A 19,189-nucleotide genomic window follows, 5' to 3' on the forward strand; every position below is an offset into this window, starting at 1 on the left:
TCATATGTTGAAAGCCAAATATTTTATATTATTGATATGCTTCTCGTTTCTCCTGAAAACAGAAGCGAAAGTAACCCTTACTTCCATTTGGGGGGATAATATGGTGTTACAGCAACAATCGGAAGTTACTTTTTCCGGAACAGCGACTTCGGGAAAACGTGTGCAGGCTACCGCTTCATGGAATAATAAAAAAATCCAAACGAATGTTGATGCAAAAGGTGAATGGAAACTTTCTCTCCAAACACCGGTAGCTGGAGGTCCGTATAGTATTACGTTCTCGGATGGAGAGGACCTCACATTGCAGAATATTTTAATAGGAGAAGTCTGGTTCTGTTCCGGACAGTCGAATATGGAAATGCCAGTGAAAGGATTCCGTGGACAGCCTGTGTTTGGTTCCCAGCCATACATTGTATCTGCTAATCCCAAACGTCCACTGCGTCTCTATACTGTAAAAAATGCCTGGAGTACCATTCCACAGGAAGCTGGGGTGGACGGAGAATGGAAAGAAGCCTCTCCGGAAGATGTCGCTGATTTCAGTGCAACTGCCTATTTCTTTGGCAATCAGTTACAGCAATCTTTGGATGTTCCTGTCGGTCTGATACATTGTTCCTGGAGTATGTCAAAAATAGAGGCTTGGATGAATAAAGAGACTTTATCGGGCTTTCCGGAAATAGCATTGCCTGATGTAATACAGAAAGAGTTCAGGTGGACGGCAGGGACTCCTACATTATTGTGGAATGCAATGGTGAATCCATGGAAAGGATTTCCTGTTAAAGGAGTGATTTGGTATCAAGGTGAAGCAAACACACCCGATCCCGGATTATATAAGAGATTATTTCCTGCAATGGTTTCTCAATGGAGAACATTCTTCAACAATCCCCAAATGCCATTTTATTACGTACAGATTGCACCATGGAAATCGGAAGGCAATGATAAACTGGATTGGGCTTGGTTCCGTCAATGCCAGCTGGAGCTGATGTCAGCTGTTCCAAATGTTGGAATGGTGACCACAGGTGATGCCGGGAGTGAAAACTTTATTCATTCGCCCTATAAGATAAAGGTGGGTGAACGACTGGCTTATTGGGCATTGGCAAAAACGTATCATCGTAAAGGTATTCAATATTCCGGTCCTATATACAAATTCCACCGGGTAAAAGGGAACGTAGTAGAAATAGACTTTGAACATGGTGAAGAAGGATTGACACCGGAAAATCAAAACGTGAAAGGATTTGAAATAGTGGGGACGGATGGTATATTCCGACCGGCCAAAGCGGAAATTATCAGTGGTTCTTCTACTGTAAAGGTCTGGAATGATTCGATCAATGACCCCATAGAGGTACGTTATTGTTTCCGGAATTATATGTTGGGAGAATTATGCAATAATGCGGCTATTCCTGCTTCTCCTTTCCGGATTGTAATCAAAAAGAAACCTGCGTTAATGTGGTTCGATGCCGAAGCTAACTTCGAACGTTTCAGCCATAAAGACTCGATTGACTATTATTTGGAGAAAATCAAATCAGTAGGTTTCACTCATGCAATAGTGGATATACGGCCCATTACGGGAGAAGTACTTTATCAAAGTCAGTTTGCTCCACAAATGAAAGAGTGGAAAGGCGCAAAGGCCGGGAATTTTGATTATTTGCAATACTTCATTAAAAAAGGGCACGAATTGGGTCTTGAGATTCATGCTTCATTAAATGTATTCTGTGCCGGACACAATTATTTCGATCGTGGAATGGTATATAGTGGACATCCGGACTGGGCATCCATGGTATATACTCCCGATAAAGGCATTATTCCGATTACGGAAGAAAAACAAAAATATGGTGCTATGATTAATCCTCTGAATGAGGAGTATCGTGCGCATATTCTAAATGTACTGAAAGAAGTAGTGACCAAATACCCTGATTTGGATGGCTTGATGCTCGACCGCGTACGCTATGATGGTATAACAGCCGACTTCTCACCGCTTTCACGCGAAAAGTTTGAAGCGTATATAGGTAAGAAAGTGGCGAAGTTCCCCGAAGATATTTTTGTGTGGAAGAAGAATACGGATGGGAAGTTTATCACACAACCGGGAAAGTATTTCCAGAAATGGATGGAATGGAGAACGAAAAACATTACTGATTTTATGGCATTGGCACGTAAGGAAGTGAAAGCCGCCAATCCAAAAGTTTCTTTCGGCACATATACCGGAGCTTGGTATCCGTCTTACTATGAAGTGGGAGTTAATTTCGCCAGCAAAAAGTATGATCCGGCTAAAGACTTCAGTTGGGCCACTCCTGAATATAAAAATTACGGATACGCGGAACTGATCGATTTGTATGCAACCGGAAATTACTATACAGACATAACGATAGAGGAATACAAGAAAACGAACCGCAACATCTGGAACGAGACTGATTCGCAGGCTCAAGCCGGTACATGGTACTGTGTAGAAGGTTCCTGTCAGCACTTGCGTCAGATTCTTAAAGACAACAAGTTTATGGGCGGCATCTTGGTGGATCAGTTCTATGATAATCCGGGGAAATTATCCGAAACAATAGAGATGAACCTTCGTCGATCGGATGGACTAATGGTATTCGATATAGTACACATCATCCAAAAGAATCTTTGGAAAGAAGTAGAAAAAGGAATGCGCGAGGGGGGAGCTTTATGAACAACAGAGCTTTAGCTTTAGATGCCTTACGGGGATATGCAATTATTACGATGGTGCTTTCGGCTACCATCGTAACGCATGTTCTTCCCGGTTGGATGAGTCATGCTCAAACGCCTCCGCCAGATCATGTGTTTAATCCTCTGTTGCCCGGTATTACTTGGGTAGATCTTGTGTTTCCTTTTTTCCTGTTCGCTATGGGAGCCGCGTTTCCTTTTTCCATAAGGAAGCGTGCTGAAAAAGGTGATTCAAAATTAAAACTGGTTTATGAAGCTGTCAAACGGGGGATTCAGTTGACTTTCTTTGCTATTTTCATCCAGCATTTTTATCCGTATATGTTAAGTTCTCCGCAGGATATCAGAGCATGGCTGCTGGCTATACTCTGTTTTGCTGTTCTATTTCCCATGTTCATGCGCATTCCTTTGAAAATGCCGGATTGGGTACATATTTCAATAAAAGTGGGAGCTTACATTGTCGCTGCCATTATGTTGGCTACCACTTCTTATGCGGATGGGAAAACATTCAGTTTATTCTCCAGCAACATTATCATTTTGCTGTTGGCTAATATGGCTATTTTCGGTTCTATCCTTTACATTTTCACAATGCATAATCGTTGGATGCGTTTAGGAATTCTGATATTGCTGATGGCTATGATAGTAGGGAGTACGGTTGACGGTTCGTGGACACAGAGTGTATTTAATTATACTCCTCTGCCGTGGATGTATCGGTTTGATTATTTGAAATACTTATTTATCGTTATTCCCGGCAGTATAGCCGGGGAGTATTTAGCGGAGTGGATGAAAGCATATCAAAAAGAGACGGATGATTATGCTACATCTCCTTATCATAAAATGAGTATTATGTTGATGATATTATCCGTTGTTATCATCATTAGCAATCTTTACGGTCTATACACTCGTAATTTGGTTGTCAACCTTGTGTTTACTGTTTTATTGTTATTAGCTGGTAAGTGTATATTTCCACGTAAAGTGGATGGAATAGCTTTATTATGGAGAAAGTTGTTTAACGCAGGGGCATATTTACTTCTCCTGGGTTTGTGCTTTGAGCCTTTCCAGGATGGTATTAAAAAAGATCCAACTACTTTTAGTTATTTCTTTGTCACTTCCGGACTGGCTTTTCTAGCTCTTTTATTTCTAAGTATCGTTTGTGATTATTTCCGGTGTGTGAAAAGTACTCGTTTTTTGGTGATGTCCGGTCAGAATCCGATGATAGCTTATGTGGTCGGCGATTTGTTGATTATGCCATTGGCTAATATACTTGGAATTGCTTCATTATTATCTTATTTTCAACAAAATGCCTGGTTGGGATTTCTTCAGGGAGCAATCCTTACTTCTTTAGCTGTTTTAGTAACTATGTTCTTCACAAAAATCAAGTGGTTTTGGAGAACATAAATATCAATATGATTAGTTTATATCAAATTGATCGACATATTGTCGTTCTTTCTTTGATTTTATTATTTCTCACTTTTTGTAAATGAGAGAAAGTAGAAAGAGAAAACAATAAAATACGGTATTTATATGCATAATTACGAATAAAAGAACGGTCATTTGCATATAAATTACCGTATTATTATAGAAAAACACACGCTTGATTGTAATGAAACGTACGGTTAGTTTTAAAGAAACACACGGTTGGTTTTAAAGAAACGTCACGTACATTTAAAAGGAAGCATATTCTGCTCGTAAAAACATGATTTATTGATTTATTAGAAGTGCTTTGATGAATTTGTTTTATTAAACAAAAAGCACGAAAAGATTGATAAATATATTCACTATGTAATGCATGATATTAAATAGAAATGATTGTGCTCTATAAAGGAAGGATTTCTTTAATTTCTGAATAATACTAATGCTTAATCTACGCGATTCTTTTCTATGTCCAGTTAACAAGCTGAATAAATTCAATTATAGCATCATTCAAATACCAAAATGATATTTTACCATTTTGATATTTGGAGATTTGTTTTTACCGATATAACATATAAAAAGCCATCTATTAGGAGTATTAAAAATAGTGACGCTATGTCAATAGGATAGCGTTGCTATAAGCTTCATATAGTGACGCTATACCGAGCCGATAGCGTCACTATTTTATTTGATTGCTTTCTTAATGATTGGACAAACTAAATCTGCATATCTCATCATGCCTAAATCTGTGAAATGAATACCATCAATTGTGGCTTCTCCATCTTCTCCCAGCATATTCTTTGAAGAGATTAAAATGATATTTTTCTCATTTTCCTTTTTTAGCCGATTGAATATCTCCTTTAATGTGTCATTCTTTCTTTGCACTTCTTTAGCTATTCTCTCATCATAAAGTGTATGAGTGAAAATAGGATCTTCTATAAAAATAACTGGCGTATCCGGATGTTTACTACGAATGATACGATAGAATGTCTCCATGCGTTCTTTCATCTGTTCTACAGAAGCATTAGGCACAAAGTCCAAAACAAAAACACTGGCATCTACCTCGGCTATCACTTTGGCAACTTCTAAATCTAAAAGTGCATTTCCACTGAATCCCAGATTGATACATTCACGGTTCAGTCTTCTTGATATAATGTTTGTATGTGCCATTCCGGGACGTGAAGCACAACCTCCTTGAAGAATACTGGTTCCATAAAATACAATCGGCTTCTGGCGAATCGGATAATCAATTAAAGGCTGATCGATAGTAGCTAACGAATCAATCCCTATAGATAGGGAAACCAAACCGTCATAGAGAGGAAGATAAAGCATATATTCTCTCTCTTCCGGTTGCATGTTAGCAATGATTGTTGCTTGATTTGTTTTTCCATTCGGACGGGCACTGTTTACAAAACGCCACTCCCCATTCTTCTGAAGACAATAAAGGTCTAGACCTTTTGCACCAGTGTCAGTCATGTGATTCATGTGAAAATTGATGAGTGTTTCCCATTTTGCGGCTATCGTGGTAGAATTGCTACGAAAACGTATTGCCATTCCGGCAGAATTACGACTTAAATTCCATAATGGAGCACAGGAGATATTTTTCAATGAATCCGGAAGTCTTTCATATCGTGTTCCGGTGGCTTCGGTGGCTTTTCCTAATAGAGGGAACTTTGATGCATCATGATATACTAGTTGGGCATATATATGACACATCAAAAAAAGCATTATAAAAAAACAAATTCTTCTTTTCATATTTTGAATATTATTGTTTCAAGTTCTCCAAAAGCATTTTATTCGGGTAAAGAACATCGTTACCAATACTGATAATGCCGTTAAAACTACCCCTCGTAAAAATCCCATCCATGCATTCTCATTGAAATAAGCAAGCAATGATGCAATTCCTAATAAATTGATCACAGGAATAATCAACAGATCTCCTACTACATAAGCCATCATCGGATTTTGTCCGGGCATTACGAGAAAACGGGTACTCTTCACACAACGAAAATAGTCACATATCACATTTAAAAGCAACAAAGCCATAAATGCCAGACCTGAAGTGAGAAATAAATAGCCAAAAGTGGCGGGATCTTTTTTTATACCTTCTTGAAAAGGTTCAAAACATAATCCCAGAATAACTAGAAAAGCTCCGGCTATGAAAAGTTCTCTCCAAAGCTTTATAAATCCTGTGCCCTTTCTCAATAAAAAGACTCCACTTATCAATAACGGAATATTTATTATCAGGTTCAAGACTGTACAATGTGTATAAAGTCCTGCCAAATTTACAATAATTATAGCTAATGTCAAAAGAATCATTATTATAGCTTTCCATTTATCAGTAGATTCAACACACGAATCATTGTGTTGCTTCAGCCAGCCCATCAAATATTCTCCCGCAATGCTTCCCGGAATCACAATAAAGAGATATTGTAAATATTCAAAATGGAAAACCCAGGGCAGAGGCGTGTAGGTGTATACTGCTTGTGTCCAGGAGTTTTCGACTTGTCCGCTTAATAGCAAGGCCATCAATATCAGCAATATACCTATTCGTGCCCGGAGATTTTGCATGGTGAAAATATATATGACCGAACCGAAAACAGCCATATTTGCCAACAATAATATGATAATATTGCTGAATGATACATCAAAAGTTCTTTCATTTGCATATTGAGTTGTCAGTAACAAGACAATGGCTATTACATAGGCCGTTACCTTGATAACTGTACGCATCCAATCTGGCATTTTCAGAGGGATGCGAATGAACATAGGAAATAGTATAATAAAACAAAGAATGGACAATAACCAGGCACGCACGTCTTGTGGATTACTCAAAACATGCGGATAAAAATGTTGAATAAAAATAGCAAAGAAAGTCAATTGCACACCTCGCTTGATAGCTTCATATACCAATCGTAACTTAGTATCCCCTTTCTCAAATCTTTTTTTGATCGAAAAAGGGAAAGCAGCACCCATTGCAAACAGAAAGAATGGAAAAACAAGATCCACCCAGGTGATTCCCGATAAACTGGCGTCGAAAGCTCTGTCCGGAGGAGGAGTTTGTGCGTGATACATCCATCCGGGTAGAGAATTCCATGCAACAGTTGCCGAAAGCACCATCGTGATGATAGCATAACCTCGTAGGGCATCTAAAGCATAAGCGCGTTTATTCATATATCTATGGATTGATTGTTTGAATATATTCTTTGCCAAAACGGTCGGTTACTTTAACCGTTACATGAGCATCTTTATTTTTAGGAGTTGCCCGAAACATATGTTGGGTAGGTCTTGGGGTAATCCATGTATATACCATCTTTTCCCGGTCCGAACATACTACTGATGCGTATGGATCTAAACCAGTATATCGTGTCATGTTTCCCATCAACTGACCGTCTTCCAGCCATTCCACTTTCCACAGTTTATCCCAGTTCCATACATTAGCAATAATATCTGACGGATGTTCCTTAGAAGCTCCTACAGGATAAGAACGAAATTGATGTTCTTTGGGATATCCGGAACTTTTGTAATACCATTTTACATCGTTATCATTTACTTCATATACGCCATAACCACGTGGAGTACCATCCAGACAAATATCCGCTTTCCACCACGTACCACAAACTGCAGCCGTATTATGTTCCATCAGATTCTCATCGAATACGACATTAAGATTGTAATGAGTATGTCCTGTGATAAGATGTGCTTTGTAGGGTTTCAACATCTGATGCAGTGCACCTGCGTTGACCATCTGATTACCAATCATATCATAGTTATACAAAAAAGCTTCTTGTTTTTCTGTTTGGCGGGAAGGGATATGCATAATGAAGAATACGAGTGCCCCTTTCGGTACGTATGATAAATCCTTATCAAGCCATGCAAATGTTTTCTCATCCAGATAACCCATATAGAAATAATCACGTCCGATAAAGAAATTATTGTCTACTACAATATAATGGGCATTTCCCTTATTAAAAGAATAGTAAGAAGGACCAAAAGTATCTTCAAAAGTCTTGTAGGAAGTTTCATGCGTGCGACCGTCATAATTCATATCATGATTGCCAACTACACGATAGATAGGTATATCCAGTTGATCGGCTCTTTTCAAATAATCGGGATATAATTCTTGATGATCGCCTACAATGTCTCCACAATCAATTCCAAAAACTTCTGTTGTTGCATAAGAAGAGAGAAGTTGTTTGCAATCGTCGACTACATGTTGATAAATAGCCAGTTCGTCTCTGGAAGTAACTTGTATATCAGATTGAGCTACAAAAACATGGGAAACATCATCTTTGGGATTCTTCTTCAGATTAAAATTATAGTTTTGCTTTTTAGAATAATCAATAGGTAGATAGAAAGAAGGGATAGTTCCTTTCCGGTCTGTCAGATAGCCTGAAGGAGTACAAATATATACAAAACGACTGTCTCCCAAAGTGGGGATACTATATTTCCCAGAAGTGTCGGTCTGCACACATATATGACCGTCGGTAACCATTACTCCCCCGATTCCTTTACCTTCGCAGGTAACTTTGCCTTTGATAATGTTGATAGAGGCTTCCGCCTGAACTGAAAGGTTCAGGCAGAAATACATTAAAAGAAATAAAAACAAGTGTAGTTTATTCGTTCTCATATTGAAGTATACTTTATAATTTTATCGAATGATTTCTTTTGCGTATTTTTTATAGATTTGGCGGGCAAGTTTTATTCCGTCACCGCCTTCGTTGTAGCTGATTCTGTTACTCGGATTTACCCATTCGTTTTCATACATCCGTGATTGATTAAAGAATTCTTCTTCATCAAAATTCTTCTTCTTTTCAGCAGCCTCGATTACTTCATTTATAAAATGATCCCACCGAACAGAATAATATTGATTGGTTAGACCTGCCCATGATCGATTAGCATAGTCGGTCAGGTGATAGCTATCTCCCCAAATGGTAATCAGAGAACGGGCATTCATTTCATAATAGTTTTTAGAAGCGGCATCATGTCCCATATCACGAGCATCAGTGATCCATTTATGCAATGAGAAAGTTGGATGACAGCTAACGAGTTTATCAAGGTCAGCAAGAATCTCTCTCATCTTATTCCCTCGGTTTTTCATCATCGGTATATCTCCCGCTTCATATGCAAGGGTGAACTCATCACGGACTACATTAAAATAATTCCCTAAAACTTGTCGTCCAATATTGACCAAATCAAACTCATAGCTATCTCGTTGACAGTCTTTTACTGATAACAGTAATCTCCATGCTTCAACTAAATCTTTGGGTTGATATTCAATCGTAGGTTTGGTAGTCCAGTGTCCATTTCCTTTCAAACAAGGGCGCGCATTGGTGAGTGTGCCTTGTCCCACTTGTGCCGGTTGAACGTACACTTTATTTGCTAGTATTTCCCATGCTTTTCTCGCTTCGGGAGATATCTTGCCAATTCGTCTGTCTGCCAGTTTAAAGAACCATTCTTTATCTGTTTGACCTCCATTCCATGCTTTGTCAAGAACAAATTCATACATAAACTGATTCAGGTCTATGCCTTCGAGAGTGGAACCTACTCCTTTAAGATTACTGCCGCCATTCTTTAAAGCATCTGCCAATCGTTCGCTCACCAAATTTACCGGACCTGACAGAAAGGAATTGCCACCAAAATTGCCCAGATAACACCAAAGATAAGGTTGACCGAAATAACTGTCTGTCTGTTTCCAGATTTCTGTATATTCACAGAAATAGTCTAATAGAATCAATCTGTCTTGAGGCACAGAACGAAGATAGGATTTGATACGTGGAGTGGTCCAATGCTTGATGTCAGCATAAAACAACCATGTCATTTGTAGCCATACTGCTTCCGGATCTACAGCAGCCACAGACTCGTAGATGTGCTTAGCCATCATTCCCAAAGAATCGGCATCCCATGAAGGAGGATCTATTTCATTGAACGGATCGATGCCATAGATATGGTTTGTGCCATATAAACGAGTCTGTTCGGTAAGATATTCTTTTTGTATGATCGCATACAAAGAATCCATAGGATTAAGGAAAGTGCAACGATATTGATCGGCAAATCCTCCCCATTCGCTTACTCTGGTTGTTTTTATATTGGGATAAACCCGTTTCAATGCTGCCGGTACATGCCCGGCAAAAGCCGGCAATACAGGTCGCATATTAAACTCACGTTCACGGGCAACAATCTGTTCCTGCAACGCTGCCTGACTTGACAACCACTCTTTAGGTAAAGGACTTTGCCAACCATCCAAGTTACACATTCGATGCCATGGAAGATGTGCAGGACCTGTAAAATATCCCCGTATTTCTTCATCTGTCAATCCCAGTTTACTCCAAACTTTATACCAGATAGCTTCCTGACCGGTAATAGCTAGAGGCATATTGATTCCATTTAAAGCCATCCAGTCGATAAAATGTTCCCAATCACTCCATTTCCACCAAGTCATTGAATACCCGAACGTACAATAGTTTAGAAAGAAACGGGTCGGGACATTTGCCTTAACAGTGACTTCTGTTGATATGGAAGGGAGAGTTTTAGGTAATTCTATCGGATCATCCTTATACCATGAAATAGTGGTCAGACAGTAGTTTTTCAAATAATGATTCAAACCTACAGCCATAGAGTTAGCGTTATTTCCGGAAATAATAATTTTATTCCCTTCACTTTTGATGGTAAAAGTATCTGCAGAAGTATCATTCAACAGACGAAAATCAAAAGATGAAGCCTGTTGAGGAAACAACCGTTGTGTCATTTTATGCATGGTAGTGATATTAGTATCTTCCGCACGTATTTGGCAGACAACAACTAGAAAAAGGAGTATACTTAGTATTTTCTTCATAATCATATTATTGTTTGATAAAACGAATAGCACATCCACCGCTTGTTGCCAGTTTGACATGAAGCGTGTCGGAAGCTGTTACTATTTTCTCTTCATACTTGAAAGAAGTCGGATTCGTTTTCCATTTCGCATCGTCACCGTCAGCATATATTTGAGCAGTATACTTTGAGTCCGCATCCAAAAAGTTCAAAAGAATATCTAGCTCTCTTGCATTTTCGTCTGTGATGCAGCCTACATACCAATCGCTGGTGTTACGGTCTTTCCGCGCAAAGACGGAATAATCACCAATTTTGGCATCTACTACATAAGTTTTATCCCAGTCGGTAGGTACATCCTTAATGAAATCGAACGCTTTGATGCCTTTGTAGTTTTCTGGTAAATCCGAGGCCATTTGTAAGGGGCTGTAGATCACGACAAATAGTGCTAATTGCTTGCAAAGTGTAGTATTGACACGAGTCCCCGGATATGCTTCGTTAGTAAAGTTGAAAGTTCCGAATGTGAAGTCCATGGGCCCGGCTAATCCTCTGGTAAAAGGAATAACAGTTGTATGTTCCGGCGGATTTCCTCCATCGGGAGACCATGCATTGTGTTCCTGTCCGCGCACACCTTCCTGGGTCATAAGGTTAGGCCATGTGCGCTCAATACCGGTAGGCATAACAGGCTCGTGGTTGTCAATAGCTATTTGATATTTGGCAGCAGTTTCTATCACTTTCCGATAGTGACGTACACCATACTGACCGTCGTGCGCTTCTTTAAAGTCCATTAGGCGATTCACATATCCGGTTTTCACGACATGCACTCCATATTGTTGATAGAAAGCGAAGGCTTTATCCAGTTGGTTCTCGTAGTTGCGGGTAGCAGCTGCAGTTTCATGGTGTCCAATCAGTTCTACGCCTTTCTCACGGGCATAATCAGTGATTGCCTTAATATCAAAATCCGGATAAGGTTTGGTGAAGTCTAAAGAATCCCCGTGTTTCATCCAGTTTCCTTCCCAGCCGACATTCCATCCTTCTACTAACACACCGGAGATACCATTTTCCGATGCAAAGTCTATATATTTCTTTGTATTAGCAGTGGTAGCACTGTGTTTGGGACCATAATACCATGTTCCTTTACCCAAATGCATTTCCCACCATATACCGATGTATTTCCCTGGCTTTATCCAGGAAGTATCTTTGATTTTGGAGGGTTCGTTGAGATTCAACATCAAATAAGATGTAACCAGATCACCCGGTTTATCACCAATAACAACTGTTCTCCAAGGGGTAACAAATGGAGTTTTGATGTATGCTGCAACCCCATTAGACCAAGGAACTAATGAAGCGCAGAGTGTGGCAGAATCCTTGACTGTCAGATTCATTTTGGGATAATCTGTCAGGTTAGCTTCGTGAATGGCAAGATACTTTCCTTCTGCAGTTTCCATTGTTAGAGGAGTGCGTACAGTATCCAGTTCATTTATGGAAGAGAATGTTGCTATACATTCATAATATGGATCGGATGCGGGAATCCACCAAGCTTTATGTATACGCGGCATTTTAAACTCTGTTGCTTCGCTCATAATAACTAATGAATCCATGGATTCCTGTTGCGGAAACTCATAACGATATCCGATACCATCATTAAAGAGACGGAATATTACATTAAGTTTACGTTTTCCTGCTACCTCTTGAAGTAGTACTTTCAATTCATTATAGTGGTTACGTACATATCGGCTCTCTCCCCAAGGTTGTTCCCAAGTTTCGTCCAAGGAGGAACGTTCGGTGCCTTTAATTACAAAATGGTTTAAGCTATCTCCATGTTCCAGGATAAACCCTAATTTAGAAGGGAGTATCATGGTTTCATTCTCTTTATTTACTGCGTATGATATTGTATTATCATTCTCTGTGACTGTTAGTTGTATCTTACCATCCGGGGACTTTAGTACCAGATTATCAGTTTGGTTACAAGCTGAAAGGAAGCTGGTGATTCCCACAATATAAAACACTTTTCTTAATGCAGTTAGTCGATTCATTTTCTTTCCTTTTTTATGTTTTTGCTTATTTAGGTTGCTGCATTTTACGGGTATATACATTACCGCAATGATCTGTAACTTCTACACGTATTTCGGAATCCTTCATTTCAGGAACCGCATAAAATAAGTGTTCAGTAATGTCTGCTCCCAAATACTTATGCTTAAATGTAGAACTGTTTTTATCACAGTATTCATAAATAGCAGGGTCGTATCCGGAAAAACGAGTCATTTCTCCTCTGTCAATACCGTTTTCATACCATTTCACTTTCCAGGTTGGGTCGTAATTCCAGACATTTGCCACCACTGCTTCCTTTTTATTTCGACTGGCACCTACCGGATAAAGTTCAAATTGATAGTCCTTATCTTTTCCTACACATTTGTAATACCAGTTAACTTTACCTCCGTCAAACTCGTAGACGGCATATCCGCCCGGAGTTCCATCACAAGCCCAGGGAGCTTGCCAAAACAATGTTGACAAGGGGGCGTGCACGTGTTCGTAAAGATTGTCTGCCAACACATAATTTTCATTATAGTGTTCATGTCCTGACATGATATGAGCATTGTAAGGTTTTAGCAACTCATACAAATGAGAGCGGTTATTCATTACTTTCATAGTAGACTCCTTTCCCCATTCCTTTCGGCGTGCTTCTCTTGAATAGGTAGGGATATGTGTAGCAACTACTACTGTGGATCCCGGAGTAACTTGTTTCAAATCCTGTTCTAACCACTGGAGTTGTTGTTCGGTAAGATAACCAACATACAAATAGCTTTTTGCAATAAAAAAAATATCATCGAGAACAACATAATGCACATTTCCTCTATTGAATGAATAGTAAGTGGGACCATAATAAGATTTATAAGTAGTACGTGCATGTTCATTGGAACGTACATTTAAATCTAAGTCATGATTTCCAATTACATAGAAAAAGGGAATTTCCGTTTCGGCTATTGCATCTATCATGGGCGCAAAATAGCTGGGCTTTTTATTGATGTCACCAATAATATCTCCACACACTATTCCATACGCAGGGATTCCCTGATAGCTAGTTGCCAACAGCTCTTTCACATCTTTTGAGGCCTCCCGTACTTGTGGCATTTCTTCGTCAAAATACACTTGTGGGTCAGCCCATACAACCAAAACATGCTTTTGGTTATTCGTAGATGATTGTGTCAACTCAAAATCAAAATGTACTTTCTTTGAAGGTTGAGCAGGTACTTTTTGAAAGAATACAGGGACTTTACCTTTCATCGGAACGTCATAACCATCAGGAAGGGTAATATAGATGTATTCTGCATCAGAGGTACTTGTCATGGAGTATCGTCCTTTATTATCTGTAAGGACAATCTGCGTACCATCTGTCACAGGTACGTTAGCAACTCCCTTACCTCCGGACAGTACTTTCCCGTAATAGACTACGGGAGTAGTTTCAGCCTGTACACTAAAACAGGAAAAACTCCATTGGAACAGGCATAAAAGTAATAATAGTCTTAATTTCATTCTTTAATCCTTTCTATTTTAATCAAACGCGTAAGAGGCTTGTTTATTTTATATATTTGAGTTATCAACTGGTCTATTTCAGCCTGCCAGGCTTCACGTATCTGTGGAAACATGGCTTGAGTATAATTGGTATATAAATACTTCACCAGGTAATGACTTTCCCGTTCCGCTTTGGCAACATCAAGAGCGGCTTTATTATCTGCAAAAAGTAATCCTCTATGCTTAAAAAAGACATACTGCATAGCCATATATTGACGTAAACGTTTTTCTATAGCACACCTTTCTTCATTCAGATGCATGATAGACAGACTCTGTTGGTATTGGGGTGTACATGTTATTTCTGCCAGATTAACTCCTTTACTCAATTCGTCGCCACTCCAACAGCCAATTTCTATTCCATCAATAGTTACCCGGAAAATGCCATGCAAATCAGTTACTTTCATTATTTCCTGGTTCATTTCCTGCATAAAGGGAATTTGTCTGATAGCATCTCGGGCTGTACCTTTCGTTCCCCAGCGAGGAATCGTGTCGATAGGGAAAGGCAATGAACGGGATAAATATCTGAAAGATATTGTGTCATTCTCATTCTTTATATGAGATATTCGGCAATTTCGCTCTTCCATTGCTTTCCTGTTAGTGGCATTGATTTGGAAAGAGGCGATTTCCTGTCCTGCAAGTCCCTGTGCTTTCAGGAATAAGTACGCCATTACCATATGACCGTCTTTATCAGGATGAATCCGGTCACCGCCACAGAAAGTAGCTGTAGAATCAGATAGCTGAATCTGCTTATTCAACCCGCACATCACAGTATTGAAATTGACAAATCCCCATCCTCTCTTTTGGGCAACTTCTGCCTGCATTTCAATAATTCGTTTGATCGTCTCATTCTTTCCGTGTAGAGCTTCTACTCCTTTCAATTTCACATTCTCATCATAGGGAGGAGAGCCTAGAAGTACTACGCTTTTTATTTTTTTGTCAGCAAGAATCTGCCGTTGCAGTTTTTCAAACTCTGTGTGAGCATACTCTACCTGCTGATTCGCATACTTATCATATCCGGGCTTATTATATCCGTCGAATCCGGAATCATTCATCCCGAAAGAACAGATCAAATAGGTCGGCTTTTTGATTTTAATATCTGAATCGAAACGATAAACCATGTGGCTCACACAATCACCACCAATTCCTCCATTATACATACGAAGAGGTAAATTGGGGAAGTGCGTCATGTAATACAGCCATATATAAGAATGATAATGCCCTCCTTCCGTTATACTATTTCCAAGAAAAACAATTCTGTCATTTGCTTTAAATGACGGAATTTGCTGCGCACTTACAGGAAACGATAAAATGCAACAGGTATATAATATAAATAGTATTTTCTTCATTACTAAACCTTTTTATTCAACTGGAGTAAGAATTGCTGCCCAACCGCCACCTTTAGCCATGGTGATGTTAATTAGTTCATCTTTTGAAACCATTACTTCTTCTGTTTTAAAATCCGAGGCGTAAACGTCTGCATTCACACCGTCTTTGAAAATTTCCATTTTATATTTGGATGCTTCAAGGAAATCCAGTTTCACTTCAATATTACGGGCATTCCAGTCTGTTAAACCTGCCAAATACCAATTCTTACCATTCTTACGGGCAATAACTAATTGTTCTCCGATTTTAGCTGTTATAGCTTTAGTATCTTCCCAAATGGTAGGTATACGGGAAATAAAAGAGGCAAATTCTGGAGCTTTATAATAATTTGAGGGAGAATCTGCTAACATTTGTAACGGGCTTTCATACACTACATATAAAGCTGCCTGATGGGCGCGTGTACCTAGACTGATCGGATGTACGAAATTGATGTAAAAGTCTTCCGCTGTTGCATTGTTTACTGCACCGGGAGTATAATCCATCGGACCGGCTACCATTCTTGTAAACGGAAGAATCAAGTCATGTACCGGATTAATATCTCTTGAATCCTTATCGTGCTCTAATCCAAGTACACCTTCAAAAGTCATCACATTGGGATATTTCTTCTGTAAACCGGAAGGTTTGAAAGATCCATGGAAATCAACGAGTAATTTACGCTCCATTGCGGCTTTTCCTACCCGTTCGTAGAAATTAACCATATATTGATCCGAACGTTGCATAAAATCTACTTTTATACCTTTGATTCCCCATTTTTCATAAACATCCAGAATTTCGTCCAATTCTTTATCAAGTGGGTTCCATAAAGTCCATAATACAAGACCTACATTTCTTTCCTTTCCATATCGTACCAGTTCCGGTATATCCAATCCGGGTATTGGCTCCTTAATATTCCAGGTTCCGGCTGACCAACCTTCATCTAATAAAATATATTCAATTCCGTATTTTGAAGCGAAATCAATGAAATATTTATAGGTATCCGTATTCACACCTGCCTTAAAATCTACCCCGTATACGTTCAATGTACTCCACCAATCCCAAGAAATCTTTCCGGGTTTTATCCAGTCTGTGTCTTGAGTAACAGATGGAGAGGCTAATTGATACACTAAGTTATTTTCAATAACCGCTTTGTCGTCTTCGTTAATCATTAACACACGCCAAGGGAAAGTTCTTGTTCCTTCAGTTTCAGCAATGTAAGAGGCTTTCTCCAATAATACTTCGTCACGGTCGGCACCTTCCTTTAAGGCACTTTTTAAAACTACAGGAGGAAATTCACCGGATAGCGTGTTATTACGATCACCCGTTAAAAATAGATTGGGATAATCGAAAAGATCGGATTCCATAATAACAACTTTCGTTCCTTTAGGAGTAGAGAGGTAAATGGGTAAATAGCCTTTCATATCGTTAGTGAGCGAGGAGATGTTTAATTCATCAAAAATGGCTTCGCAGTGTGTGAGGTATTCTTGATTCTTTTCTCTTGGCCAATATAGCTTACACCCTTCAGTCCAGTTCTGTTCAATAGTTTCGGTATTAATAATAACTTTAGGTTGCTTTAATGAAGTCTCAAAACGATAAGCGGCTCCATTGTTATATACTCTGAAGACTATTGCGTAGTTACCTTTACAAGTCAGAGTTAACTGGTTATATTGATCTTTGATAATTCTTTGTTTAAGTGGAATGACAGCTGTTTGCTCCGAATTTACTTTAAGTGTTTTAGCTTTTATTACTTTCGGATTTACTCCCGGTTGTTCAGTCTGCCCTTCAATATCCATCTGCATCAGACTGGGATTTAGTATACGTTCACCATTGTAATTAATACTCCAACTCAATTGTTTTCCGGCTGTTACCGTCACCTTGGTTTTTCCATCCGGTGAACTTACAGTGTAGTTTTTGGCTTGAGTTACTATGCATGTGCATAAAATAATGTGTAATAATATAAGTACTCGTTTCATTTTGTATATTATATTTTATTGAATATTCTCTATTTAAAGACTCTCTGCTCGTTGAATTCCTTCTTTAATGGCTGTCCATTGATTGAATTCTATTACTTGCACAATGTCAAACACCATTAATCCTTCGGATTGGGAAAGACAGACATAAACAGCATCTGCTATATTGTCCTTATGATTTAAAGCATACAAAGTGCCATAGACTTTACATGCTCCATGAACAATGCGTTGTGCACGCGCTATTCCATATTCTATGGATTCGGGATCGTTCAATCCAAATATTTTGGTTAAATAAGTTCCACATAGAAAGGTGTCTAACAATCCGGCAAAACCTGTATTTTTATATTCAGGTGAAGCCCAACTGTATTCTTTGGAAAAATCGTATTCGGTGGATGCCCAATTTTGTCCTTGCCCATAAATAGCATGAATCCATGAGGCAGCCCAATATTCTAATTGAATATCCGGTTTAATGTTTTTAATTTCTGTACGCACCCGTTCTACAAAATTACGTATGACCATAGAGCGGAACTCCCACCATTTCTTATAATAAGTCCCTGTCCGTTTAGTGCCATCTGTATTCCAAATGAAAATATCATCCGGGAACCGATCTAATTGCTTTCCGATGTATTGTTCGAAAGCTATTTTTGTTGCCTCCGAAAAATCACTTTCATCTCCCGGATAACGGCAATAGTCTAAGGCAAAGCCATCAAAATTGTAATTTGTAACTAACTCTTTTATAAAATTCAGACAAAAGTCTTGTACTTCCGGTAAAACTGGGTTTAAAAAGGCGGAGACTTTTGTTTTATCGTCCTTAATATCTATCAAACCCTGATCTTTGGTATATTCCAAACAAGTTTTTCCATCCCATGTATCATCACGGTACGCCATTCCATTTTTAGAAGAAGGTAGACCTGCCGTAAATATAGTAGCAGAGACCGTTACTTTAAGTTCACGTTTATGAGCCTCATCAATAAAAAATTGAAGATAATTCCAATCTCTTTCGATATGTGTACCGGCAAGATCGGTCAATGGGGTTAAATAAGAACTTTTAAACAGGGCATCGCCTTGTACAGGACGCACATCTACTACAATTTTATTAAAACCTGTTGATTTGGCGAGATCGAGATAATATGTGATATTCTCTTTTTTTGAGAAACGTTCAAAATTTGCTTCTGCATCAAACCATAGCATTTTTTCTTTTTCAGGAGTGGGTTCTTCCGGAATGACAGGAGTGGGAGGATTTGGCTCGGGAAGCTCGGATTCTACAGTCTTTGTAGAACAACTACTAAATGATAGAAGAAAAAAGAATAATAAAATGCTTGGAATGTATTTCATACTTTATTGTTTTTATTTCCCGACTTCAGGCTGATATTTAGAAAAAAAATACAGCCTGA

The 19,189-nt window shown here is 38.9% G+C and carries 11 protein-coding genes; 2 read left to right on the plus strand and 9 right to left on the minus strand.

What is annotated here, in order from left to right:
• Positions 1–4 precede the first annotated feature (4 nt).
• Positions 5–2,659 (plus strand): alpha amylase family protein, encoded by a 2,655-nt coding sequence (locus HMPREF9010_RS01455; RefSeq protein WP_032852974.1) that lies wholly within the window; start codon positions 5–7, stop codon positions 2,657–2,659.
• Positions 2,656–4,068 (plus strand): DUF5009 domain-containing protein, encoded by a 1,413-nt coding sequence (locus HMPREF9010_RS01450; RefSeq protein ID WP_008651681.1) that lies wholly within the window; start codon positions 2,656–2,658, stop codon positions 4,066–4,068. The genes HMPREF9010_RS01455 and HMPREF9010_RS01450 overlap by 4 nt, the downstream gene beginning before the upstream one ends.
• A 699-nt stretch (positions 4,069–4,767) precedes the next feature.
• On the opposite strand, the gene HMPREF9010_RS01445 is transcribed toward HMPREF9010_RS01450, so the two are convergent.
• Genes HMPREF9010_RS01445 through HMPREF9010_RS01405 form a run of 9 tightly spaced genes read right to left on the minus strand, consistent with a single transcriptional unit; the run spans position 4,768 to position 19,130 of the window.
• Positions 4,768–5,838 (minus strand): SGNH/GDSL hydrolase family protein, encoded by a 1,071-nt coding sequence (locus HMPREF9010_RS01445; RefSeq protein ID WP_008651682.1) that lies wholly within the window; start codon positions 5,836–5,838, stop codon positions 4,768–4,770.
• Between the two features lie 18 nt (positions 5,839–5,856).
• Complete coding sequence (locus tag HMPREF9010_RS01440) at positions 5,857–7,257, minus strand: DUF5009 domain-containing protein (RefSeq protein WP_008651685.1); 1,401 nt, start codon at positions 7,255–7,257, stop codon at positions 5,857–5,859.
• 4 nt (positions 7,258–7,261) lie between these two features.
• Positions 7,262–8,713, minus strand: a complete 1,452-nt coding sequence (locus HMPREF9010_RS01435) for a calcineurin-like phosphoesterase family protein (RefSeq protein WP_008651686.1) — start codon at positions 8,711–8,713, stop codon at positions 7,262–7,264.
• Positions 8,714–8,734: 21 nt separating this feature from the next.
• A complete protein-coding gene (locus tag HMPREF9010_RS01430; RefSeq protein ID WP_050428077.1) occupies positions 8,735–10,918 on the minus strand; it encodes an alpha-N-acetylglucosaminidase in 2,184 nt (727 codons plus the stop codon).
• 7 nt (positions 10,919–10,925) lie between these two features.
• Positions 10,926–12,929, minus strand: coding sequence for a glycoside hydrolase family 97 protein (locus HMPREF9010_RS01425; protein ID WP_008651688.1), 2,004 nt, complete (start codon positions 12,927–12,929; stop codon positions 10,926–10,928).
• Positions 12,930–12,954: 25 nt separating this feature from the next.
• Positions 12,955–14,427, minus strand: a complete 1,473-nt coding sequence (locus tag HMPREF9010_RS01420) for a calcineurin-like phosphoesterase C-terminal domain-containing protein (RefSeq protein ID WP_050428315.1) — start codon at positions 14,425–14,427, stop codon at positions 12,955–12,957.
• A complete protein-coding gene (locus HMPREF9010_RS01415; protein WP_008651690.1) occupies positions 14,424–15,812 on the minus strand; it encodes an SGNH/GDSL hydrolase family protein in 1,389 nt (462 codons plus the stop codon). Before HMPREF9010_RS01415 ends, HMPREF9010_RS01420 begins: the two co-directional genes overlap by 4 nt.
• A gap of 12 nt (positions 15,813–15,824) precedes the next feature.
• Complete coding sequence (locus HMPREF9010_RS01410) at positions 15,825–17,798, minus strand: glycoside hydrolase family 97 protein (RefSeq protein ID WP_008651691.1); 1,974 nt, start codon at positions 17,796–17,798, stop codon at positions 15,825–15,827.
• Between the two features lie 33 nt (positions 17,799–17,831).
• Complete coding sequence (locus HMPREF9010_RS01405) at positions 17,832–19,130, minus strand: family 10 glycosylhydrolase (protein WP_004326840.1); 1,299 nt, start codon at positions 19,128–19,130, stop codon at positions 17,832–17,834.
• Between the last annotated feature and the right edge of the window lie 59 nt (positions 19,131–19,189).

Source organism: Bacteroides sp. 3_1_23 (assembly GCF_000162555.1).
GTDB classification, from domain to species: Bacteria; Bacteroidota; Bacteroidia; order Bacteroidales; family Bacteroidaceae; genus Bacteroides; species Bacteroides ovatus.

Coding starts and splice junctions, on each gene's coding strand:
- HMPREF9010_RS01455 (WP_032852974.1), top strand. CDS start 5: ATGTTGAAAGCCAAATATTTTATATTATTGATATGCTTCTCGTTTCTC.
- HMPREF9010_RS01450 (WP_008651681.1), top strand. CDS start 2,656: ATGAACAACAGAGCTTTAGCTTTAGATGCCTTACGGGGATATGCAATT.
- HMPREF9010_RS01445 (WP_008651682.1), bottom strand. CDS start 5,838: ATGAAAAGAAGAATTTGTTTTTTTATAATGCTTTTTTTGATGTGTCAT.
- HMPREF9010_RS01440 (WP_008651685.1), bottom strand. CDS start 7,257: ATGAATAAACGCGCTTATGCTTTAGATGCCCTACGAGGTTATGCTATC.
- HMPREF9010_RS01435 (WP_008651686.1), bottom strand. CDS start 8,713: ATGAGAACGAATAAACTACACTTGTTTTTATTTCTTTTAATGTATTTC.
- HMPREF9010_RS01430 (WP_050428077.1), bottom strand. CDS start 10,918: ATGAAGAAAATACTAAGTATACTCCTTTTTCTAGTTGTTGTCTGCCAA.
- HMPREF9010_RS01425 (WP_008651688.1), bottom strand. CDS start 12,929: ATGAATCGACTAACTGCATTAAGAAAAGTGTTTTATATTGTGGGAATC.
- HMPREF9010_RS01420 (WP_050428315.1), bottom strand. CDS start 14,427: ATGAAATTAAGACTATTATTACTTTTATGCCTGTTCCAATGGAGTTTT.
- HMPREF9010_RS01415 (WP_008651690.1), bottom strand. CDS start 15,812: ATGAAGAAAATACTATTTATATTATATACCTGTTGCATTTTATCGTTT.
- HMPREF9010_RS01410 (WP_008651691.1), bottom strand. CDS start 17,798: ATGAAACGAGTACTTATATTATTACACATTATTTTATGCACATGCATA.
- HMPREF9010_RS01405 (WP_004326840.1), bottom strand. CDS start 19,130: ATGAAATACATTCCAAGCATTTTATTATTCTTTTTTCTTCTATCATTT.